A 17,898-nucleotide genomic window follows, 5' to 3' on the forward strand; every position below is an offset into this window, starting at 1 on the left:
CGGGTGAACCTGTCAGACAGCCAGACAGCTGGCGATGCTCCCCGGCGGATCAGCGCGATGGAAGCGGTGCTGAGCCATCTCCGCGGCGCCATCGAGCGGGGCGATTACGCGGTGGGGGAGAAGCTGCCCTCCGAGGCGGAGCTCTGCCGCCGCCTGGAAGTGAGCAGACCCGTGCTCCGTGAGGCTCTGCGCGCCCTGCAGACGATGGGTCTCACGGTTTCCCGTACCGGCAAGGGCACCTTCGTCCTCTCCAACGGCCCGGTGGAGGACCCGACCTTCGGTGACTACTCGGCGAGCGACCTCCTTGAGGTCCGCCGCCACGTGGAGATCCCGGTGGCCGGGTACGCCGCCGCGCGTTGTACCCCCGAAGACCTCGATCACCTGACTCACCTGCTCGAAAGGATGGAGCAGGAGACCGACACCACCGCGTGGGTGGCGATGGACACCCTCTTCCACCTCGCCGTCGCCCAGGCGGCCCAGAACCCGGTCTTCCGCCGAGTCATCGAGGAGATCCGCGACGCGCTGGCCCGCCAGTCCGCGTTCCTCAACGAGCTCGGCGGACGGCGCGAGCAGTCGAACCGGGAGCACCGGGCGATCGTCGAGGCGCTTGTCGACCACTCCGAGCAGGACGCCGTGGAAGCCATGACGCACCATCTGGCCCGCGTCGAGTCCACTCTGACCAGCATCGTGCGGCCGCCACACCGCACCGAGCCCATCACGGAAGGCGAAGACCAAGCGTGAGTGAGCAATTCCTCGGAAAGACAGAACGGCAACGGCAGCAGGAGTTACGGCAGGAAGAGCGGGACGAACAGCAGCGACGCAACGGTCCGCACGTCGATGTTCCGCCCCGGTGCCCTCGTCCGCCGCCCAACACTCCGCCGCATAGCGCTCCACCGCATCACACGCCACCGCCGCGACCGGGATCGTCCACACGTGTTCTCCGGCAACGGCAACGGCAACGGCAACGAGTCGGCGGCCTCTCAGAGCTGAGCGGCCGCCGGCGTGGTCATTCGGCCGCCTTCCGGTCGACGTACTCGAAGACCGAGCCGTCCGGGTGGACGGCGATCAGATTGCGGCCCACCGGGGTCGGCACGGGGCCCGCGAGGATCCTCGCGCCGGACTCGGAGAGCGTGGTGTACGCCTCGTCCACGTCCTTCACCGCAATCGTCGCCGTCACCTTGCGCAGCACCTCAAGCTCCGACTCGGGGCCGCTCATCAGCAGAAAGCAGCTGACGGCGGCCACCGAGACCCCGCCGCGCTCGAAGCGCAAGGGGGTGGCTCCGGTGAGGCGTTCGTAGAAGGCTGCCGCGGCCTCAAGGTCGTCGACGCAGATGCGCAGCGTGGTTCCGAGGATCTCCATACGGGCGAGGGTAGTTCGCGTCGGCCGACGGCGAGAGTCCCTTCCACGTTCACACGCGGCAGAGCACTTCGCCGTGCGGAACCATGAACCAGGCGTCGTCCTCGGCGCCCCATTCCCGCCAGCCGTCGGCGATCGCCGCCAGCTGTCCGGCGGTGGCATGGTCACCGTCGACCGCGAGCTTCGCGTACGCCGACGCGGTGGTACGGTCCGCCCACAGGCCGCTCCACCATGCGCGCTCGTCCGGCGCGGTGAAACACCAGGCCGCGGCGGTGGCGGTGATGTCGGTGAAGCCCGCGGCGCGCGCCCAGGACAGCAGCCGGCGACCGGCGTCCGGCTCACCGCCGTTCGCCCGGGCAACCCGGTGGTACAGCTCCTGCCACTCGTGCAGCGCCTCGACCTCGGGGAACCAGGCGAAGGCGCCGTAGTCGCTGTCCCGTGCCGCGACGATGCCGCCGGGCCGACAGACCCGCCGCATCTCGCGCAGCGCCTGCACGGGGTCGCCGACGTGCTGCAGCACCTGGTGGGCGTGGACGACGTCGAAGGAGTCGTCGGGGAAGTCCAGTCCGTGGACGTCGGCGACCGCGAAGCGGACAGTGTCCAGGCCGCGTTCCGCGGCGGTCTCGCGCGCCTGGCGCAGTACGTCCTCGGCGGCGTCGACGGCCGTCACCCGCCCCGGCGCGACCAGCTCGGCGAGATCGGCGGTGATGGTGCCCGGCCCGCAGCCCACGTCCAACACGTCCAGTCCCGGGCGGAGTTCATCGATGAGGTACGCCGCCGAGTTGGCGGCGGTCCGCCAGCGGTGCGAGCGCAGCACCGACTCGTGGTGCCCATGGGTGTAGACGGCGGTCTCCTTCGACATGGCCGATCTCCTTTTCCGGAAGCGGGTACGACAACGGTACGCCGCAGTCCGTATGACGAGACCCCATGTCTTGGCATGTGGACAGCCGGCACTTCAGGGCCGGGCGCCCGTGCCTGCCGAAGCCGACAGCAGCTGTCGCTGATAGCGCAGTTTGATCAGCGGACGGCCGCCCGTCGTGTCCACCTCGACGGCGCCGTCCGCACGCCAGCCCGCGGCTTCATAGAACTGCCTGGCGCGTTCGTTGGCCTCCAGCACCCACAGCGTCGCCCGGGTGTACCCGGCGTCGGTGAGCTCCCGCACGACTGCCGCCAGCAGGCGGCGGCCGACTCCCGTGCCCCAGACCTCCGGCAGTGCGTACAGCGTGCCGATCTCCGCGATGGCGGGGGCACGGGCCGGTGCGAAACCGGCGAAGGCGACGATGCCGTCGGCAGTCTCGGCCACCAGCACCCCCACGGCCGGTCCACGGGGCCCGGTGAGCCGGCCCGTCCAGACCAGCGCCTCCCGCGCGGGGTCGAGGGCGACGAGATGGTCCTGCGGTACGAGACCGGCGAACGCCGCCTGCCAGGACCGTACGTGGACCGCGGCGATGCCCGCTGCGTCATGGGTCTGTGCGCGGCGAATCTGCATGCGCTCATGGTGCGCGAAGCAGCCTCAGCCCGTCGATCGGGTTTTCCGCGGAAGCTCGCGGCGGCCCGCGAGCGCTCAGAGCAGTGCTTGCGGGCGGTACACCGTGAGCGCCTCGACCTGCTTGTCCACCACCAACTCCGGCGGGGCCGCCGCGACTTCACCGTCATACGCCAGCAAAGTGCCCTGCGCCGGCCCGGAGATCCGCAGCTGCCGCATCTTCTGCGCCGCATGGACCGGCGAGCGGCTCAGCGGACCGGCGAGCGCGGCGGCCAGCAGCCGCAGCCCCGGCCAGCGGCCGCCGTGCACCACCCGGACATCGAGCAGGCCGTCCGCCAGATCCAGCCGGTGGCCGGGCGTCGGACCCACCCGCTGGTAGATGCCGTTCCCGGCGAACAGCAGCCACATCGGGCGTCGGCGGCCCTGGACTTCGGCCTCCAGCGGGTGCTCGCCGCGCAGCACCAGGGCCGCCGCGAGCACCCCGGCGGGCCAGCCGCCGATCCGCGGCGACCAGTGTTCGCGGATGCGAACCAGCTCCGGATAGACGCCCAGGCTGAAGGTGTTCAGGAAGTGGCCTTCCCGCGCGCCGTCCGGGCCCGGCGTGAAACGTCCCAGGTCGACCCGGACGGCCTCGCCGCCCTCAACGGCCCGGCAGGTGTCGTGGACCGACTCGATGCCCAGGTCGTACGCGAAGTGGTTGAGCGTGCCGCCGGGGAAGACGGCCAACGGAATCCCTTGCGCGGCCGCGACGGTCGCCGCCCTGTTGATCGTGCCGTCTCCGCCCAGGATGCCCAGCGCCCGGCAGCGGCCCGCCACCTTCTCCAGCTCGGCCGACAGCTCGTCGGGCGCGCACTCCACGACCTCGGCGAGCGGCATCGCCTCGCGCACGAGAGCCGCCGAATCCGCCGAGCCCGCCTGCCGGTTGACCACGACCACGAGCCCTTCCCCGCCGGGCAGCGCGGGCGCGTCGGCCAGCGGCCGGCCCGGCGTGGGCAGCTGAGACCTCGTCGGCACCATGCCCCGTACCGCGAAGGCCGCACCCACGCCCAGCGCCGCGCCCACCAGCACATCGCTCGGATAGTGCACGCCCGTGTAGACGCGGGAGAAGGCGACCGACGCGGCCACCGGCGCGACGACCGCGCCCCAGCGCTTCGACTCCAGCGCGACTCCCGTGGCGAAGGCAGCCGCCGAGGCCGCGTGCCCGGACGGGAACGACGTGGTGAACGGCTGCCGCTTCAGCTGTCGTATCACCGGCACCGCATCCAGCAGCGGCCGTGTCCTGCGCACCGAGCGCTTGCCGACGGTGTTGATGACGGCGGAGGCGAGCGCCAGCGAGGCCGCACCCCGTACGGCGGCGCGCCGGGAGCGAACACTGCGCCCCAGCGCCACCATCCCGGCGGCCGTGCCGAACCAGAGCAGCCCGTGGTTGGCGCTGCGGCTCAGCCGTGGCAGCACCGGCTCGGCGAGGGGCCAGTGCCGGGCGGCGACGGCGTGCAGGATCTGCCGGTCCCAGCCGCTGAGCAGCACCGCAACGCGCGAGCGGACCTGCGGATTTGTGTGTGCGTAAGCGTCGGACATGCATCGCGGGTACCCCGTGGACGCGGCCGCCACGCGGGACGGGCGCCGACATCCATCGGGCGCCCGGCAAGATCCGGAAGACGGGCTTCCGCTTCTGGGAAGACGCGATCGCGCCGCCGTAGCCCTTGACAGCGCCTCCTGATGACCCGCAGGATCGCCCCGAGAACCTGTCAGACAGCCAGACAGGTTGACCCGGGCATGGACTGGCCCTTGGTTCCCCCGCAGTACGCCGGCCTCTGGTCCGCAGGCGCAGACCCGCGGGCACAGGACCCGCCCGCAGCACCGCACGCACAGCACCGGCACTGCCCCGGATCAAGGAGGACTGCACCGATGACTCCCGGCCACCGCACCGAACACGACCTGCTCGGGGAACGCGAGGTGCCCGCCGACGCGTACTGGGGCGTCCGGACCCTGCGCGCGTGCGAGAACTTCCCCACCACCGGAACACCAATTGCCGTCTCCGGACCACGTGCCTCGCACTCGCCGAGCGCTGCGGCGGGAATCACCGCCGGCACCGGCGCCATGCGCGCTGCGTTCAGGCACTCCATCGGCCTGGTCACCGCATTGAATCTGCACATCGGCCACTCCGCCGCCACCGGCATCGCCCGCTAGGCGATGCAAGCCCAGACGATACGGCGCATCCATCCGGCCCCGCCGGTCCGCGCACACCTGCCGACCCTCGTGTCGGTTGATCAGACCCCGAGTTCGGCGTTGGCCCGCACACTGGAGCACGCGGGTCTCGCGCTCGGCCCCGCTGTGCGTTGGGGAAGCGAGTCGGCCTGCGCCTCCATGCTGGAGCGAAGACCCGGGATGATCCTGCTCGATGCGCCCACGACGGAGGCCGACGGGCTGGCAGGGCTCGTCCGGGCCGCGTCTTTGATCGCCCCCGTCGCCGTTCTGCGGCACGAAGGGCGGGACGCCGTCGCAGCATTCGTCGCCGGGGCGTTCGATGTCCTCGACCGGCAGATACCGGCCGCAGAGCTGGCCTGGCGCATCCATGCCGACCTGAGACGCTGCCCGCCACTGCCGGTGCCGCGTGCGTCGGCAGGGGGTACCGCCAGCCAGCGCCTCCTGTTCCACGTGATCACCAGAGCGCAGGCCCCCGTCTGCTGCCACCAACTGAGACTGCTCCTGGGAACCCCTTTCCTTCCCATGACACTTCGGGCACTCAAGGCACGGATCCAGCGGCTGCTGCCCGTCTTCGCCGACCACCAACTGGCGCTGATCGTGGATCAGCAGTGGGGGCTGGCGACCTACCGCACCCGAAGAGCGGAGGGTCCAGGAGCCTCGTAGCCCGTCGCACGTGGATCGCGAGCACCCCGTGAAGAGCGCGCCCACGCAGGAGGGACCCATTCGGCCACGGTCGCGCCCGACGCGGCGTAGGGCGGTGCGCGGTCTGCCACGGCGCGCCTACGATCGCGGACATGGTCGTCGACAGGGACAACTGCGCGCCTCAGGCTGCCGTTTCGCGCCGCGCGCTGTCGTGTCCGTGCCCCTGCCTCCGTCCGCGTTGACCGTGTGCTTGCCGACAAGGACGGCGGCACCGACGAGAGCGACGACCCGATTCCGCGCATCCGCCTTCTGCCGAGGAGACCTGCGTTGTCACCTGCTCTGGACCGCCGTGACCTGCTGAAGCTGCTCGCCGTCGCACCGCTCGCGGCCCACCTCGCGGCCCCCACACCCGCCGCGGCCGCCCCCGCGCCCGCCGCGCCCGGCATCGTCAAGCCGCTGCCGCCCGAGCTGTTCACCATCCGCGGCACCAACGCCGAGACCAACTTCACCGCACTGCGTTCCACCGGGGTTCACACCCCCGCGGACCACTTCTTCGTGCGCAACCACACCTCCACCCCCGTGCTCGGCGAGTCGGACTGGATGCTGACCGTCTGGGGCAGCGGACTGCACGGCCGTCACCCGGTCGAGTTCAGCTACGGCCACCTCCGCTCGCTGCCCTCCGTCACCCGCACCGCGGTCGTCGAATGCGCCGGCAACGGCCGCAACTTCTACGCCACCCAGCAGGGCGAGACCGTCACCGGTACCCCCTGGACGCTCGGCGGGATCGGCGCCGCCCGCTGGCGTGGGGTGCGGCTGCGCGACGTACTGCGGCACGCCGGAATCTCGTCGTCCGCCGTGGACGTGATGCCCCGTGGGCTGGACGACGAGTTCATCAGCAACGGCGTGAACCACGGCCGGGTGCGCCGCCCACTGCCGGTCGGCAAGGCGCTCGACGATGTGATCCTCGCGTACGAGATGAACGGCGAGCCCCTCCCGTACGACCACGGCTACCCGGTCCGGGTGATCGTCCCGTCCTGGATCGGCATCGCCTCCATCAAGTGGCTCGGCGACATCGAAGTCAGCGAGACACCGCTGTCCTCGCCCTGGACCAGGGAGTTCTACCGGCTCTTCGGCGCCGCCTACCCGCCGGGCGGCAGCGCGCCGATCAGCCGCCAGACCATCAAGAGCGCCCTGGAGCTGCCACTCGGCGCGAGCCTCGCAGCGGGCGTCAGGCACCGGCTGACAGGCCGCGCCTGGTCGGCAAAGGCCCCGGTCGGTCATGTCGAGATCTCCACCGACGGCGGAGCGCACTGGCAGCGGGCGCGGCTGCGCGACACCCCGCGCCGGGACGGCTGGGTCCGCTGGACGGCGGACTGGCACCCGCGTCGCACGGGACCGGCCGAGCTACTGGCCCGTACGACGGACCGCGCGGGCAATACCCAGCCCGAGCGCACGGTCCACAACACCCAGGGCTACCTCTTCGACGCGGTGGTCAGGCACCCGGTCACGGTGGTCTGACCACCGGCCGCCCGCCGTTCCCGCGCGGCGGGCTCTCGCAAACCTCCGTATAAAGGGCTCGTGGGCCATACAGGGCTCGTCGGCCGGACAGTGGTCCGAGGGCGCGAGCAGCGGAGGTGACGGCATGCAGCGGACGGCTCCGGAAAGCCGCGGCCCCATCCGTTACGGGCCGCCCGCCCCCGTGTCCGGGCTGCCCGCGCTGCCCGAGCTCGCCGCCGTGCTCGCGGCCGCATCGGAACAGGCGGAGGGCGAGCCGCCCGGCGGCGGCCCCGAGCTGCGCGAGGCGGCCTGCGGCTACTGGTGGCGGCGCGGGCTGCGTTCTCACCCCGAGGAACTGGTGGCGGCGTCCGGAGCGCAGCCCCTGCTGTTCGCGCTGATCGGCGCGTACGGCGGGGATGTGTTGATGCCCCGCCCCTGCCCCGCCTGGTGGACTCCGCAGGCCCGGCTGCTCGGGCGGCCCGCCTACCATGTGCCCACCCCGGCGGAGTGCGGCGGCGTCCCCGATCCCTATGCCCTGCTCGAGACCGTACGCAGAGTGCGCGCCGAGGGCGGCATGCCCCGGCTGCTGCTGCTCTCCATCGCCGACGACCCCACCGCGACGGTCGCCCCGCCCGAGACCGTCCTCGAGGCCTGCGAAGCCGCCGTCGGCGAGGGGTTGCACATCATCAGCGACGAGACCTGGCGGGACACCCTGCACAGGCCGCACGAGACCGTGCTGCTCAGCCCCGCCGAGATGTGCCCGGGCGATGTGACCGTCATCAGCGATCTGTCGGGCGCGCTCATGCCCGCCTCCTGGCCGGTCGCCGTCGCCCGCTTCCCGCCCACCGACGAGGGAGCCGCCCGGCGCGCCAGAACCCTCGACATCCTCACGGCCCTCGGCTCAGTGGTGGCCGGACCGGTCGCCGCTGCCGCCGCCCACGCGCTCGACGAGCCGGGACCGGTCATCGCCAGGATGGAGCAGGCGGCCGCGCTCCACGCGCGCGTGGCGGCCGCCGTGCACCGCGCGGTGCTCGTCTCCGGCGCGCTCGCCCGTCCGCCGCAGGCGGGCCGCCATCTGTACGCGGACCTCGGGCCGCTGCGCGCCCGCCTCGCCGAGCGGGGTGTGACCGACTCCATGGAGCTCGAGGAGTATCTGACCGACCGGGTCGGGGCACCCGTGCCGGGCGGGCACCGGTTCGGCGACGAGCTGGGCGCGCTGCGGGTGCGGCTGGCCACCGGTCCGTTGCTGGGAGCGACTCCCGAGCAGCAGCAGGAATCGCTCACCTCACCGGCACCTCTGGAATTGCCGCATGTGGCGGGGGCGTTGAGCATTCTTGAAACGGCCTTCGACGAACTGCGTTGATCGGAGCCCCGGATGGCGGAACAGACGGAACAGGCGGAGCACTCGGGACAGGCGGAGCACTCGGGACAGGCGGCCGACTCGGCACAGGCGGGGCACCCGGAACACATAGGGCACCCCGAACCGGCAGTGCACCTGGAGCAGACAGTGCACCCGGCGCAGACGGAGCGGGCGGAGCCGTCAGGGCCGCCGGGAACGGCTCCTCCGGCGTACGCATCGGCGCATCTGGGAGCGGCGGGCACGACAGACGGCGTACGGCCCCGCTCGCGCACCCGGCCCCTCGGCGAGATCCGCCGCTGGCCGATGTCGTTCGCCGACCGGCTGACCGCTCCGCTGCCCGGCGTACGGGCCATGGCCCGCCTCGCCAGGGAGGGCGCTGTGCGCCCCGGCGCCGACGGGCTGCGGGACATTCCGCTGCTGCCCTTCGCACCGGGACCGCTGCCCGTCGTGGACACCGCGACCGTCGCTGTCACCTGGGCCGGACACGCCAGTTGGGTGCTGGGCATCGGCGGGCTCACCGTCCTCACCGACCCCGTCTGGTCCCGCCGGATCTTCGGCACCCCCGCCCGGATCACCCCTGTCGGCGTGCGCTGGGAGGATCTGCCGACCGTCGACGCGGTCGTCATCAGCCACAACCACTTCGACCATCTGGACGCTCCCACCCTCAAGCGGCTGCCGCGGCACACCCCGGTCTTCGTCCCGGCGGGCCTCGCCCGCTGGTTCCGCCGCCGCCGCTTCACCCGGGTGACGGAACTCGACTGGTGGGAGGGCGCGGATCTGGGCGGCGTCCGCTTCGACTTCGTACCGGCCCATCACTGGTCCAAGCGCACCCTCACCGACACCTGTCGCTCGCTGTGGGGCGGCTGGGTGCTCACCGACCAGCACGACCAGTCCGTGTACTTCGCCGGCGACACCGGCTACGGCCACTGGTTCAAGGAGATCGGCCGCCGCCATCCCGACCTCGATCTGGCGCTGCTGCCGATCGGCGCGTACGACCCGCGCTGGTGGCTCAGCGATGTGCACACCGATCCGGAGGAGGCGGTGCGCGCCTTCGACGACCTCGGCGCGCGGAACATGGCACCGATGCACTGGGCGACGTTCGTGCTCTCCGCCGAGCCGGTCCTCGAACCCCTCACCCGGGTCAGGGCCGCCTGGGAGCGCACCGGCCGCCCGCGCGAACAGCTGTGGGACCTGCCGGTCGGCGGCTCACGCCTGCTGACCGCTTGAGCCGGACGACCCCGGCCGGGCGGCGCGCCGGACTCTCCGCCACACCGTCGGAGCCCCGCCGATCACCACCGCAAGCGTCACCGCGACGACCACGCCCTTCCACGGCTCGTCGAACAGCGACCCACCCAGAATCCCGATCAGCTGATACGTCGCCGCCCAGGCCAGGCACGCCGGGATGTCACCGCGCACAAACGCGCGCAGCGGCATCCTGGCGAGCAGACAGGCCAGCATCACCGGAATCCGGCCGGCCGGCACCAGCCGGGAGAGCACCAGCACCATCACCCCGTGCTCGTCCAGCCTGCGCCGCGCCTGCTCGAGCCGGTCGGGCGCGGAACGGTCGCGCAGCGCCGCAAGCCAGCGCGAGCCGTTCTTGGAACCGACGCCGCGCCGCCCGAGCCCGTACAGCGTCACATCCCCGAGGAACGCGGCGAACGACGCCACCAGGAAGACGAACAGCAGCGCCAGCGGAGACGTCTGATGGAAGGCCACCACCGCGGCGGAGCTCACCACCGCCCCCGTCGGCACCACCGGCACCAGCGAACCCAGTGCCACCAGCAAGAACAGCGACGGATAGCCGACGGCCTGCTGCGTCGACTCCGGCGGCAGCCGTCCCACGACCTCGGACAGACGGCCCAGCGCCTCCGACAGCTTCACGCTCACCGGGCAGCCTCCGGGCGGACGCGCTCGCCGTGCCCGAGCCGGTGCACCACCACCCGCGGAGCCAGCCGCGCGGCCTTGCGTACGAACTCATCGCCCGGGGCGTAGAACTCGTGCGGCCGGATTCCGTCCATCCCGATCGGCCAATAGGTGCCGTAGTGCACCGGCACCGCCGCGCGCGGCGCGAGCGAGGCCAGCGCCTGCGCCGCCCGGCCCGCGTCCAGATGCCCGTGTCCGAGATACGGCCCCCAGCCGCCGACCGGCAGCAGTGCCACGTCGACAGGGCCGACCTCGTCGGCCATCGAGTCGAAAAGACCGGTGTCCCCGGCGAAGTACGTCCGCGCCTCGCCGCTGATCACATAGCCGAGCGCGGGCGAGCGGTGCGGCCCGAGCGGCAGCCGCCGCCCGTCGTGCAGCGCGGGCACCGCCCGCACCACCAGCTCCTCCACCTGGACTTCGTCGCCCGGGCCCACCTCGGTGATCCGCAGCCCGGCCGTGCCCGTGAGCCGCTTCAGCGCGGGCACCGAGCGGGCGGCGCCGCGCGGCACGACCAGCCGGGTGCCGGGTGCCAGCCGCGCCAGCGACGGCAGATGCAGATGGTCGGAGTGCAGATGGGAGACGAGGACCGCCTCGGCGCGGGCGGCCTCGGGCGGCGGCAGCTCACCGCGCCGCCTGCGCAGATGGGCGAGCCGGCGCACGAACAGCGGATCGGTCAGCACCCGCACGCCGGAGTCCTCGACCGTGCAGGTGGCATGACCCCACCAGGTGACTTCCACCGGCACGCAGCGCCTCCTCGTTCCGCCTACCCCTACGAGCGTAGATCCCCCCGACGCGGTAAGGGGCCGGGGCCGGTTGCGGAGTAGGGTCGCGGTGACGGCGAATGCAGGGGGGACGTTTTCCATGGGCGGTTTACGAGTGGCGGCGATCGCCTGCCTGATCCCCCTCGAGGAACTCGACCGCGCCCCCTTTCTCGTGGACACCCGCAGCCAGCACGCGATGTGCGCCCGCTGGGCCGCCGACCGGGGCCATCTGGTCACGCGGGAACTGCTCTTCTGCGGGCTGCGCGCCGACCACTACGGTCTGTGGACCGATGTCGACGCGGGCCGGGTGGATCTGTTCGTCGCCCCCAATGAGCGGGTGCTGGAACGGGCGTTGAGCTCCGTGCCGGACTTCCTCGCCGAGTGCAGGCGCAGGGGCGTACGGCTGGAGACCGCAGGCCTCGACGAGCCCGTCTACGACGCGGCGATGAAGGCCAATGTGCACCGCAGGCTCTCCATGCCGACGGCCGGGTACAACGGCTGCTGAGCGGGTCGCCCGCAGGCGGCGCCCCCGAGACCCCCTCCGGATCGCGCCCGGCCCTGTGCCAGGCTGGAGGCAGATCCAAGTGAGGTGAGACGGCGTGGCCGAAGGGCGGTGGCGCAGCGCCGGCAGCGCCCTGTTGCGCGTGATCGTGGTGTGGGCCGTGTCCACGCTGACGATGCTGGCGCTCGCCGGGCTGCTGCCCGACTTCCAGCTGCAGTCCGACGACGGCGACAGCATCACCAGGACCGCCATCACGGCCGCCTGGGGCGCGGGCGCCTTCGGTCTGCTGACCGCACTCGTCTGGCCGGTCGTGGTACGTGCCCTGCTGCTCGTACCCGCACTGGTGCTCGGCCTGTTGGTCTTCTTCCTCAACGGCTCACTGCTGCTGATCGCGCTCTGGCTGATCCCCGACGGACGCGGCGCGGCCGACCCGGAGACCGCGGTCGTCGTCGCCGCCGTGATGTCCGCGGTCGCCTCCACGACCTCCACCGCGCTCGCCGTACGCGACGACAACGCCTACCGGCGCAGGCTCTCCCGGCTCGCCGACCGCCGCAGACGGCGGCGCGGCGAGGACGGCGTCCGTACGCAGTCCCCGGGCACGGTCTTCCTGCAACTCGACGGGGTCGGTTACGAGGTGCTGCGAGCCGCGGCCGATGACGGTGTGATGTCCACCGTCGCCGGCTGGATCGGCACCACCCACCGGCTCACGCCCTGGCGCACGGACTGGTCCAGCCAGACCGGCGCGAGCCAGCTCGGCATCCTGCACGGCACCAACCACGACGTCCCCGCCTTCCGTTGGTACGAGAAGGACAGCGGCCGGGTCATGGTCAGCAACCGGCCCGCGAGCGCCGCCGAGCTCCAGCGCCGCGCCATAGAGCGCACCGGCGACGGCGGACTGCTCACCGTCGACGGCGCCAGCCGCGGCAATCTGTTCAGCGGCGGCGCCGACCAGCTCGCGCTCGTGCTGTCCATGGCCGCCAGGCGCGGTAAGGCCAACCGCTCCAGGGAGGGCTACTTCGCCTACTTCAGCGACCCCGCCAACGCCGTGCGCACCGCGGTGTCGTTCATCGCCGAAGTCGCCCGCGAGATCGGCCAGTCGACGCGGGCGCGGCTGCGTGGCGACCGGCCCCGGGTCGGGCGCGGCGGGCTCTACCCCTTCATCCGGGCGTTCGCGACCGTCGTCGAGCGGGACGTGGTGGTCGCCGCGGTGATCGGGGACATGCTGGCCGGACGCACCGCCGTCTACGCCGACCTTGTCGCGTACGACGAAGTGGCGCACCACTCGGGACCGCACAGCCGGGACGCCTCGCTGGTGCTCGAACGGCTCGACCGTTCCATCGCGCTGATGGCCAAGGTCGCCGAACACGCGCCCCGCGACTACCGGATCGTGCTGCTGTCCGACCACGGGCAGAGCCCGGGGAACACCTTCGAGGGCGTCTACGGACTCACTCTCAAGGATCTTGTACGGGCCGGCTGCGGGCTGCCCGTCTCGCGCCGGGCGGATCGCTCCAAGAGCGGCGCGGAGGCCCGCGACGCGGCGGGCGACGCGCTGCGCAGCGCGCTCCACCGGCAGCTCGCCGACGGAGCGGACGAGCATCCGGAGCGGGGCTCCGACCCGATCGTTCTCGCCTCGGGCAATCTCGCGCTGATCTCCTTCCCCGACACGGCGGAGCGCCTGAGCCGTGAGCAGATCGAGCGCCGCCACCCGGCGCTGCTGCGTACGCTCGCGTCCCACCCGGGCATCGGATTCCTGCTCGTGCGCAGCGAGCGGCACGGCTCGCTGGTGCTCGGCCCCGGCGGTGCCGAGGTGCCCGTCACGGCGCTGGATGACGACGGCCCGCTGGCGGTCTACGGCCCCGGTGCGGCCGAGGCCGTACGACGCACCGACTCCTTCCCGCATGTCGCCGACATCATGGTCAACTCGATGTACGACCCGGACGCGGGCACGGTGCACGCCTTCGAGGAGCAGATCGGTTCGCACGGCGGGCTCGGCGGCGAACAGTCCCAGCCCTTCCTGCTGTCGCCGCTCGACCTGTCCGCGCCGGACTCCGGCGGCAAGGGCCTGACGGGGTCCGAGCGGGTGCACCGCGTGCTGCGGCGCTGGCTTCGGGAGTGCGAAGGACCGCAGGTGCCGCTCGGGCCGGACGGGCCAGGTCAGGGGCTGCCGTAGAAGCTGTCCTTCCGGTTATGTTGAGCCGGTAGAGGCGAGGGAAGATCCGCCGGACCAGGGAGTGTGCCCTTGCGCGCTGTGGTGTTCGAAGAGTTCGGGAAGCCGCTGGAGGTACGCGAGGCGCCGGACCCCGTACCGTTCCGCGGCGGCGCGGTGATCAGGGTCGAGGCGACGGGGCTGTGCCGCAGCGACTGGCACGGCTGGATGGGCCACGACAGAGGCATCACCCTCCCGCACGTCCCCGGGCACGAGCTGGCCGGAGTGATCGAGTCGGTGGGCGACGACGTCGCCAACTGGCGGCCGGGCGAGAGGGTCACCGTGCCGTTCATCTGCGCCTGCGGACGGTGCGCGGCCTGCGCGCGCGGTGCCCAGCAGGTCTGTGAGCGCCAGGAGCAGCCCGGCTTCACGCACTGGGGATCCTTCGCCGAATACGTCCCCGTCCATCACGCCGACGTCAATCTGGTGGCCCTTCCCGAGTCGATGTCGTTCGCCACCGCCGCAAGCCTCGGCTGCCGGTTCGCGACTGCCTTCCGCGCCGTCGTGGCACAGGGCAGGGTGGCGCCGGGAGAGTGGGTCGCCGTGCACGGATGCGGGGGAGTGGGCCTGTCCGCGGTGATGATCGCCGCGGCGTGCGGGGCCAGGGTCGTCGCTGTCGATGTCTCGGCCGGCGCGCTGGAGCTGGCCAGGACACTCGGGGCCGAGGTCTGCGTGGATGCCTCGGCAGTCGAGGGAGGTGTCGCCGACGCGGTCCACGAGGCGACCGGCGGCGGCGCCCAGCTCTCGCTCGACACCCTGGGCGCGCCCGTGACCTGTGTGAACTCGGTACAGAGCCTGCGCCGTCAGGGCCGCCATGTGCAGGTCGGCCTGTTGCCCGACGGCGTCCATCTGCCGATGGACCGGGTCGTCCCGCTGGAGCTGGAGATCCTCGGCAGCCATGGCATGGCCGCGCACGACTACCCCCGGATGATGGCGATGGTCGCCTCCGGCGCACTCCGCCCCGACCTGCTGGTGACCACCCGGATCGGGCTCGACGAGGTGCCCGCGGCGCTGGTCGCTCTCGGCGCGGCGTCCGGGACGGGCGTCACCGTGATCACTCCGCACACGGCGGTGAATTCGGCGTAATGCGCGTACCCCGGTAGAGCGGATCTCGGCCGGAGCGCGGCAGAACCTGGCGTCTCCTGGGCAGTTAGGCATGTCCAGGAGGTCGCCCCCATGAAGCAGCCCCAGAGCCTCGAGGCAGCGGCAGGCGCCGCCGCGCGCCGGGCCGCCGCGGTCGTCCTGCTGGTGCTTCTGGCGCTGCTCGGCACGTCCTTCGGATCCGCCGCGGCCGCGGCCGCAGCCGGTGAGATCCGGACCCCCGCCTCCGCCCCGGCCGACCCGGCGAGTGCCGGCCAGCCGGAGGAGGCGGCCACCGAAGCCACGGGCCGGGCGTGCCCCGCTGCACGCCCCGTCGCACCGGCCACCCGGTCCGGGGTGCGTTCGGATCCGGGCCGGCCCGCCCCGTACCGCCCCGGCCCGAGCCGGCAGGCACAACTCCCGCTGCCGATGCACGCCGTGCGCTGTGTGGTCCTGCGCTGCTGATGAGCCCGGCCTCAGGCCTAGCCGAGCCCCATCAGCCACATCACACCGCGAGGTGCACAGCCATGCCCATCGACCCCTTCGCAGCACTCAACGCCATGCTCCGCGCAGAAGCAGCGCGTTCCACGGAGCCGGACGACCCGGCCCGCGGCGCCGAGACCGACGCCGACGCCGTCCCACCGACAGCCGGCGACCGTCGTGGGGCGGCCGACGACGGGGCAGCCTGAGCCGCACCCCCCGGGTGCGGGTGACCTGCCCGCAACCCCCGTGCCGCCGACCCGTTTTGGATCGCCGGGCGATCATCAATACCATCCAGCGATGATCACAAGAAAACGGCTGGCGGCCGGGGTGTGCGGCCTGCTCGCCGCCCTGGCTGCCGGGCTCTTCCCGGCAGGCGCCGCCGCCGGCGAACCGGTGGCCAAGGCATCCCCCAAGGTCGAGCTGGTGCTCGACGTCAGCGGCTCCATGCGGGCCCGCGACATCGACGGCAAGACCCGGATGGCGGCTGCGAAACAGGCATTCAACGAGGTACTGGACGCGGTCCCGCAGGAAGTGCAGCTCGGCATACGCACGCTCGGGGCCGACTACCCGGGCAAGGACAAGAAGCTCGGGTGCAAGGACACCAAGCAGCTCTACCCCGTCGGACCCCTCGACCGGACCGAGGCGAAGACCGCCGTCGCGACCCTCGCCCCCACCGGCTGGACGCCGATCGGACCCGCGCTGCTCGGCGCCGCCGACGACCTCGAAGGCGGCGAAGCGACCCGGCGGATCGTGCTTATCACGGACGGCGAGGACACCTGTGCCCCGCTCGACCCGTGCGTGGTGGCACGCGACATCGCCGCCAAGGGGATTCACCTTGTCATCGACACCCTGGGCCTGGTCCCGGACGCCAAGACCCGTGACCAGCTCAGCTGCATCGCCGAGGCCACCGGCGGCACCTACACCTCGGTGCAGCACACCGACGAACTCTCCGACCGGGTGGGCCAGTTGGTGGACCGCGCCGCCGAACCGGTCGTCACCCCGGTGGCGACCGAGGGCGCGAAGGAGTGCGCAAAGGCCCCGCAGCTGAAGCCGGGCCTCTACAGCGACCGCGAGACGTTCGACCAGCACCGCTGGTATCGCGTCGACGTCCTGCCCGGGCAGGAGCTGCGCGCTTCTGTCAGCGTCGCCGCCGACCGGGCCGTCAACAACGACTACGGCGTACTGCTGCGGGCCGTGACCGTACACGGCCGGGAAATCGTCCGCGGCTCGGAGGCCGGTAACGGGCGCACCGATGTGATCTCCGCCGGGCTGCGCTATCCCAAGGCCCGGCTCGACGACGCCGACGAGGTCAAACCCGCGGCGGAGACCGTCTGTCTGCAGGTCAGCAACTCCTTCTCGGCGCCGCCGTCCGTGAAGACCGAGCCCGGGCTGCCCGTCGAGCTCACGGTCGACCTGGTGGACGCGCCCGACGAGGCCTCGGACGTCGCCTCCTTCGGCCTCGGCCGTGGCTGGTGGCTCCTCGCCGCCCTCGTGCTCACCGGTCTGGTGGCCGGACTGCTGTGGGGCTGGATCTCGCGCTGGCGTATCGCCGTCTGGAGGACCAACTGATGCGTACCGCACGCGCACTGACGACCGCTCTGCTGGCCGCCACCGCCCTGTTCTCCACCGCGGGCGCCGCCGCGGCGGACGACCCGTCGCCGACCCCGAGCAAGAGCGCGGCCGGCCCGACCGAGGCGGGCACCGGCTTCCGTAACGCCACCGCGATCGAGCAGGGCCAGAAGGCGACAGCCACGGCATCAGCCGGTGACTACCTGTACTGGGTCTTCCCCGCCGACGCCGGGCAGCGGACCACGGTGAAAGCCACGGTCACCCTGCCCGAGTCCGCCGACCGGCACGGCGGGTCCACCTGGCAGCTCGATGTGTACGACGGGCTGCGCCGCCGCCAGTCCTGCGTGTACGGCATGCAGACCAAGGGCGCGGCCGAGGACGCGGCGACGGTCGAGCTGTCCTGCACGCTGCGTACGGTGCGTTCCTGGGCGGAGCCGTGGGACGACGACCCGCTGCCCGGCAGCTACTACGTACGCCTGACGGTCACCGGGCTTCCGAAGGAGGACCTCGGTCTGCCGGTGCGCGCCGAGGTCGAGGCCACGTCGGCCGACGCGGGCGGCGCGTACGCGGGCGACGGATCGCTCGCCGCCCCGCTGGTGGCCGGTGCCACGACGAAGGACGACGAGGGGAGCGCGCCGAAGCAGGCAGCCTCCCTCAGCGAGCCGGACGGCGGCTGGGCGTCCGGCTGGTGGTCCGACCGCTGGATCTGGACCGTGGCCGGGGGACTGCTCGGGGCGCTCGCGGCCATCGCGGGACACTCGATCACTCGCGGCTCCGGCCGCCCCGGGCGCGTGCCGCCGACTGCCTGAAGCGGGCCGGTGGCC

The 17,898-nt window shown here is 72.5% G+C and carries 20 protein-coding genes; 14 read left to right on the forward strand and 6 right to left on the reverse strand.

Going from position 1 to position 17,898, the window contains the following annotated elements; translation table 11 throughout:
* The first annotated feature begins 3 nt into the window (after positions 1–3).
* On the forward strand, positions 4–741 hold the full coding sequence (locus tag ACQEVG_RS31285) for a FadR/GntR family transcriptional regulator (RefSeq protein WP_432990005.1): 738 nt from the start codon (positions 4–6) through the stop codon (positions 739–741).
* Positions 742–990, forward strand: a complete 249-nt coding sequence (locus ACQEVG_RS31290; protein WP_432990007.1) for a hypothetical protein — start codon at positions 742–744, stop codon at positions 988–990. It begins immediately after the preceding gene.
* 16 nt (positions 991–1,006) lie between these two features.
* Here ACQEVG_RS31290 and ACQEVG_RS31295 read toward each other — a convergent pair whose 3' ends face one another.
* From ACQEVG_RS31295 to ACQEVG_RS31310, 4 genes are all read right to left on the reverse strand, one after another.
* The gene (locus tag ACQEVG_RS31295; RefSeq protein ID WP_432990010.1) at positions 1,007–1,360 is read right to left on the reverse strand and encodes a VOC family protein; all 354 of its coding nucleotides are present in this window, start codon (positions 1,358–1,360) and stop codon (positions 1,007–1,009) included.
* Positions 1,361–1,409: 49 nt separating this feature from the next.
* Positions 1,410–2,219: a class I SAM-dependent methyltransferase gene (locus tag ACQEVG_RS31300; protein ID WP_432990013.1), complete on the reverse strand. Its 810-nt coding sequence runs from the start codon at positions 2,217–2,219 to the stop codon at positions 1,410–1,412.
* A 93-nt stretch (positions 2,220–2,312) separates the two neighbouring features.
* Positions 2,313–2,846: an N-acetyltransferase family protein gene (locus tag ACQEVG_RS31305; RefSeq protein WP_432990016.1), complete on the reverse strand. Its 534-nt coding sequence runs from the start codon at positions 2,844–2,846 to the stop codon at positions 2,313–2,315.
* Positions 2,847–2,921: 75 nt separating this feature from the next.
* Positions 2,922–4,421, reverse strand: coding sequence for a bifunctional phosphatase PAP2/diacylglycerol kinase family protein (locus ACQEVG_RS31310; RefSeq protein WP_432990018.1), 1,500 nt, complete (start codon positions 4,419–4,421; stop codon positions 2,922–2,924).
* Between the two features lie 330 nt (positions 4,422–4,751).
* Here ACQEVG_RS31310 and ACQEVG_RS31315 point away from each other — a divergent pair, with 330 nt between their 5' ends.
* From ACQEVG_RS31315 to ACQEVG_RS31335, 5 genes are all read left to right on the forward strand, one after another.
* Positions 4,752–5,033: a hypothetical protein gene (locus tag ACQEVG_RS31315; protein ID WP_432993210.1), complete on the forward strand. Its 282-nt coding sequence runs from the start codon at positions 4,752–4,754 to the stop codon at positions 5,031–5,033.
* A gap of 99 nt (positions 5,034–5,132) precedes the next feature.
* Positions 5,133–5,714, forward strand: coding sequence for a hypothetical protein (locus ACQEVG_RS31320; RefSeq protein WP_432990021.1), 582 nt, complete (start codon positions 5,133–5,135; stop codon positions 5,712–5,714).
* A gap of 306 nt (positions 5,715–6,020) precedes the next feature.
* Positions 6,021–7,211, forward strand: coding sequence for a sulfite oxidase (locus tag ACQEVG_RS31325; RefSeq protein WP_432993042.1), 1,191 nt, complete (start codon positions 6,021–6,023; stop codon positions 7,209–7,211).
* A gap of 124 nt (positions 7,212–7,335) precedes the next feature.
* Positions 7,336–8,553: an aminotransferase class I/II-fold pyridoxal phosphate-dependent enzyme gene (locus tag ACQEVG_RS31330; protein WP_432990023.1), complete on the forward strand. Its 1,218-nt coding sequence runs from the start codon at positions 7,336–7,338 to the stop codon at positions 8,551–8,553.
* A gap of 12 nt (positions 8,554–8,565) precedes the next feature.
* A complete protein-coding gene (locus ACQEVG_RS31335; protein ID WP_432990026.1) occupies positions 8,566–9,777 on the forward strand; it encodes an MBL fold metallo-hydrolase in 1,212 nt (403 codons plus the stop codon).
* Here the strand turns inward: ACQEVG_RS31335 and ACQEVG_RS31340 are convergent.
* Positions 9,757–10,437, reverse strand: a complete 681-nt coding sequence (locus tag ACQEVG_RS31340; RefSeq protein ID WP_432990028.1) for a DedA family protein — start codon at positions 10,435–10,437, stop codon at positions 9,757–9,759. The two genes, ACQEVG_RS31335 and ACQEVG_RS31340, sit on opposite strands and share 21 nt — an antisense overlap.
* The gene (locus ACQEVG_RS31345) at positions 10,434–11,216 is read right to left on the reverse strand and encodes an MBL fold metallo-hydrolase (protein WP_432990031.1); all 783 of its coding nucleotides are present in this window, start codon (positions 11,214–11,216) and stop codon (positions 10,434–10,436) included. The genes ACQEVG_RS31340 and ACQEVG_RS31345 overlap by 4 nt, the downstream gene beginning before the upstream one ends.
* A 118-nt stretch (positions 11,217–11,334) precedes the next feature.
* Between ACQEVG_RS31345 and ACQEVG_RS31350 the strand changes: the two genes are divergently transcribed.
* The 7 genes from ACQEVG_RS31350 to ACQEVG_RS31380 all read left to right on the forward strand — a co-directional run bounded on the left by ACQEVG_RS31350 (position 11,335) and on the right by ACQEVG_RS31380 (position 17,883).
* A complete protein-coding gene (locus tag ACQEVG_RS31350; RefSeq protein WP_432990033.1) occupies positions 11,335–11,739 on the forward strand; it encodes a hypothetical protein in 405 nt (134 codons plus the stop codon).
* Between the two features lie 94 nt (positions 11,740–11,833).
* Complete coding sequence (locus ACQEVG_RS31355) at positions 11,834–13,906, forward strand: phage holin family protein (protein ID WP_432990036.1); 2,073 nt, start codon at positions 11,834–11,836, stop codon at positions 13,904–13,906.
* A gap of 69 nt (positions 13,907–13,975) precedes the next feature.
* Positions 13,976–15,028: a zinc-dependent alcohol dehydrogenase family protein gene (locus ACQEVG_RS31360; protein WP_432990038.1), complete on the forward strand. Its 1,053-nt coding sequence runs from the start codon at positions 13,976–13,978 to the stop codon at positions 15,026–15,028.
* 90 nt (positions 15,029–15,118) lie between these two features.
* Entirely contained in the window at positions 15,119–15,487 is a 369-nt protein-coding gene (locus ACQEVG_RS31365; RefSeq protein ID WP_432990040.1) for a hypothetical protein, read from the forward strand.
* Between the two features lie 62 nt (positions 15,488–15,549).
* Entirely contained in the window at positions 15,550–15,711 is a 162-nt protein-coding gene (locus tag ACQEVG_RS31370) for a hypothetical protein (protein ID WP_432990043.1), read from the forward strand.
* Between the two features lie 91 nt (positions 15,712–15,802).
* A complete protein-coding gene (locus ACQEVG_RS31375; RefSeq protein WP_432990045.1) occupies positions 15,803–17,074 on the forward strand; it encodes a VWA domain-containing protein in 1,272 nt (423 codons plus the stop codon).
* Positions 17,074–17,883, forward strand: a complete 810-nt coding sequence (locus tag ACQEVG_RS31380) for a hypothetical protein (RefSeq protein WP_432990047.1) — start codon at positions 17,074–17,076, stop codon at positions 17,881–17,883. Before ACQEVG_RS31375 ends, ACQEVG_RS31380 begins: the two co-directional genes overlap by 1 nt.
* The last annotated feature ends 15 nt before the right edge of the window (positions 17,884–17,898 follow it).

This window comes from Streptomyces sp. CA-135486 (assembly GCF_050936555.1).
Classification (GTDB): Bacteria; Actinomycetota; Actinomycetes; order Streptomycetales; family Streptomycetaceae; genus Streptomyces.

Coding starts and splice junctions, on each gene's coding strand:
- ACQEVG_RS31310 (WP_432990018.1), bottom strand. CDS start 4,421: ATGTCCGACGCTTACGCACACACAAATCCGCAGGTCCGCTCGCGCGTT.
- ACQEVG_RS31370 (WP_432990043.1), top strand. CDS start 15,550: ATGCCCATCGACCCCTTCGCAGCACTCAACGCCATGCTCCGCGCAGAA.
- ACQEVG_RS31335 (WP_432990026.1), top strand. CDS start 8,566: ATGGCGGAACAGACGGAACAGGCGGAGCACTCGGGACAGGCGGAGCAC.
- ACQEVG_RS31315 (WP_432993210.1), top strand. CDS start 4,752: ATGACTCCCGGCCACCGCACCGAACACGACCTGCTCGGGGAACGCGAG.
- ACQEVG_RS31380 (WP_432990047.1), top strand. CDS start 17,074: ATGCGTACCGCACGCGCACTGACGACCGCTCTGCTGGCCGCCACCGCC.
- ACQEVG_RS31305 (WP_432990016.1), bottom strand. CDS start 2,846: ATGCAGATTCGCCGCGCACAGACCCATGACGCAGCGGGCATCGCCGCG.
- ACQEVG_RS31330 (WP_432990023.1), top strand. CDS start 7,336: ATGCAGCGGACGGCTCCGGAAAGCCGCGGCCCCATCCGTTACGGGCCG.
- ACQEVG_RS31365 (WP_432990040.1), top strand. CDS start 15,119: ATGAAGCAGCCCCAGAGCCTCGAGGCAGCGGCAGGCGCCGCCGCGCGC.
- ACQEVG_RS31295 (WP_432990010.1), bottom strand. CDS start 1,360: ATGGAGATCCTCGGAACCACGCTGCGCATCTGCGTCGACGACCTTGAG.
- ACQEVG_RS31350 (WP_432990033.1), top strand. CDS start 11,335: ATGGGCGGTTTACGAGTGGCGGCGATCGCCTGCCTGATCCCCCTCGAG.
- ACQEVG_RS31375 (WP_432990045.1), top strand. CDS start 15,803: ATGATCACAAGAAAACGGCTGGCGGCCGGGGTGTGCGGCCTGCTCGCC.
- ACQEVG_RS31300 (WP_432990013.1), bottom strand. CDS start 2,219: ATGTCGAAGGAGACCGCCGTCTACACCCATGGGCACCACGAGTCGGTG.